The 2,886-nt window shown below is 58.6% G+C and carries 2 protein-coding genes; one reads left to right on the forward strand and one right to left on the reverse strand.

Features of this window, described 5'->3' with window-relative positions:
* Positions 1–85: 85 nt before the first annotated feature.
* A complete protein-coding gene (locus QMX98_RS33710) occupies positions 86–1,141 on the reverse strand; it encodes a phosphorylcholine phosphatase (protein ID WP_010466771.1) in 1,056 nt (351 codons plus the stop codon).
* Between the two features lie 242 nt (positions 1,142–1,383).
* Between QMX98_RS33710 and QMX98_RS33715 the strand changes: the two genes are divergently transcribed.
* Positions 1,384–2,775: an L-cystine transporter gene (locus QMX98_RS33715; protein WP_145306687.1), complete on the forward strand. Its 1,392-nt coding sequence runs from the start codon at positions 1,384–1,386 to the stop codon at positions 2,773–2,775.
* The last annotated feature ends 111 nt before the right edge of the window (positions 2,776–2,886 follow it).

Raw genomic sequence — 2,886 nt, forward strand, 5'->3', positions numbered from 1 at the left:
CGATAGCGGTATGTCTGTCACCATTGATGTCGTCTGACACTGCGCTATCGCGAGCAGGCTCACTCCTACATTGGATTTTTGGTGCTTACTGGATTTCCTCCGGTTTCACGATCACCCAGTTCTTGTCCGCCGTCACCGGCAACCCTTCCTTGGCCTGTGCTGCCGCGTGCTTGGCCATCATGCCGTTAATCTGGGTCATGTATTTGTCCTTGCGGTTGATCCACAAGTGAATGCCGCCCTTGGCCACGTCGACGCTGTGGAACAGCATGAAGCCGTCGCTGGTCGGTGTGTCGCCGCCGACGAGCACCGGTTTTTTCCATTCATCGATGTAGGTCAGGATCGCCGCTTGCTTACCCGCCATCCAGGTCGCTGGGGTCCACAGGTACGGGGTCAGTTCGAGGCCAAGGTTGGCCTTCTCGTCATACTTGCCCGCAGTGATTTGCTTACGCGCCGTGGTCAATTCGCCGGACTTCGGGTCCTTGAGCAGCAGGCTCACGCCAATGACGTTTTGCGGTTTGACGTTGTAGCCGTACTTCGGATCGGAAGCGACCATGCGCACCAGTTCTTCCGAGGCGGCGGTCATCACGTAGACCTCGATGCCGTTCTCCATCAGCTTGTTGTAGAGCTCTTTCTGACCGGTGAAGATTTTCGGCGGGTTGACGTCGAGGTTCTTGACCACATCGCCTTCGTAATAGGTCGCCGGCACTGGCTTGTCCAAGGCCATCAGCTCATCGACGTAGCCTTTGAGTTCCTGGAGGGTGAAACCGGAGAACACTTGCGCGACCCATGGATAGCACACCATGTCGTCGAGTTCGCAGAGGCGATAGTAGTAGCTGAACAGGCTTTCCTTATGGTCGGCGGTGTCCTTGAACGGGATCAGTTTCAGGGAGGGGTCGAGTTTCTCGCGGGTGATCAGGCCTTTGCTTTCCATGTACGGCAGCAACGACTCTTCGAGATCGTAGCGGTAACTGGTGTTGTCCATGTCGAACACCGCGTAGTTACCTTTGTTCGCGTTGGCTGCAATCATCGCGTCCAGCGCCTTGGCCTGATCGGCTGGCCAGTGCTTCAAATCCGTGGCGAAGACCTGGCCGGCGAGGCCAAGACAGAGTACTGCTGCGAGAAATTTGGGTGCGAGCTTCATCGGCGGTTTCTCCCTGATCCAAAGATATCGACGCTAACAAATAAGTGTGACAACTCTCGTCCACTAGCGACCGCACACGTCCCTTTCGCGTCAAGTGCATCCCCGACAGCGACACCGGCTTATTCCAAAAACGACAGTTATCAGACTTTTTTGATATTAATTCTTTGTAAATCAAGCTGTTAGGCTTGCCGGTTCGCAGCTGCCCCGGAAGGCGGCTGGCACAAGTCACTTTCGGAGTTCTCATGAATCTGCCGCTGATCCTCAATCTTCTGGTGTTCCTCGCGTTACTGTTTGGCCTCGCGCAAACCCGCCACACGACCTGGAGCCTGGCGAAAAAAGTCCTGCTCGCGTTGGTATTGGGCGTGGTCTTCGGTGTCGCGTTGCACACGATTTACGGTGCCGGCAACCCGGTGCTGAAAGCCTCGATCGGCTGGTTCGATCTGGTGGGCAACGGGTACGTGCAGTTGCTGCAAATGATCGTCATCCCGCTGGTGTTCGCCTCGATCCTCAGCGCCGTGGCCCGTCTGCACAACGCCTCGTCGCTGGGCAAGATCAGCTTCCTGACCATCGGCACGCTGCTGTTCACCACGGCCATTGCGGCGCTGATCGGTATCGGCTTGACCAACCTGTTCGGCCTGACCGCCGAAGGCCTGGTCGCCGGCACCCAGGAAATGGCTCGCCTGCAAACCATCCAGACCGACTATGCCGGCAAGGTTGCCGACCTGAATGTGCCGCAGCTGCTGCTGTCGTTCATTCCGCAAAACCCGTTCGCCGACCTCGCTCGCGCCAAGCCGACGTCGATCATCAGCGTGGTGATCTTCGCCGCGTTCCTCGGTGTCGCGGCGCTGCAACTGCTCAAGGATGACGTCGAGAAAGGTCAGAAAGTGATCAACGCCATCGACACCCTGCAAGCCTGGGTGATGCGTCTGGTGCGTCTGGTGATGAAGCTGACCCCCTACGGCGTATTGGCGCTGATGACCAAAGTGGTCGCCGGTTCCAACCTGCAAGACATCATCAAGCTCGGCAGTTTCGTGGTGGTTTCCTACATCGGCCTGGGCCTGATGTTTGTGGTCCATGGCCTGTTGGTGTCGGCGGCCGGGATCAACCCGCTGCGGTTCTTCCGCAAGATCTGGCCGGTGCTGACGTTCGCGTTCACTAGCCGCTCCAGCGCCGCGACGATTCCACTGAGCATCGAAGCGCAGACCAGCCGCCTGGGCATCCCGCAATCCATCGCCAGTTTCGCCGCGTCGTTCGGCGCGACCATTGGCCAGAATGGCTGTGCCGGTCTGTACCCGGCGATGTTGGCGGTGATGGTGGCGCCGACTGTCGGCATCAACCCGCTGGACCCGCTGTGGATCGCGACGCTGGTGGCGATTGTGACCTTGAGTTCCGCCGGTGTGGCGGGCGTGGGCGGCGGTGCGACGTTTGCCGCGCTGATCGTGCTGCCGGCGATGGGTTTGCCGGTGTCATTGGTGGCGTTGCTGATTTCGGTTGAGCCGCTGATCGATATGGGCCGCACGGCGTTGAACGTGAGTGGTTCGATCACGGCCGGGGCGATTACCAGCCAGATCATGCAGCAGACGGATAAAGCACTGCTGGATGCCGATGAGCATGCGGAGTTGGCGCACGCTTAAGTTTTTTAGCGTCTGAGCTGGCCTCTTCGCGGGCAAGCCTCGCTCCTACCAGAATTTGTGTCGTACGCAATTTTCGCGATCGACACAAATCCTGTAGGAGCAAGGCTTGCC

The sequence above is a fragment of the Pseudomonas sp. PS02303 genome, from assembly GCF_029959925.1.
GTDB lineage: Bacteria > Pseudomonadota > Gammaproteobacteria > Pseudomonadales > Pseudomonadaceae > Aquipseudomonas > Aquipseudomonas mandelii.

Excerpts from the sequence above, each read along its gene's own strand:
- QMX98_RS33710 (WP_010466771.1), bottom strand. The coding sequence starts at position 1,141 with ATGAAGCTCGCACCCAAATTTCTCGCAGCAGTACTCTGTCTTGGCCTC.
- QMX98_RS33715 (WP_145306687.1), top strand. The coding sequence starts at position 1,384 with ATGAATCTGCCGCTGATCCTCAATCTTCTGGTGTTCCTCGCGTTACTG.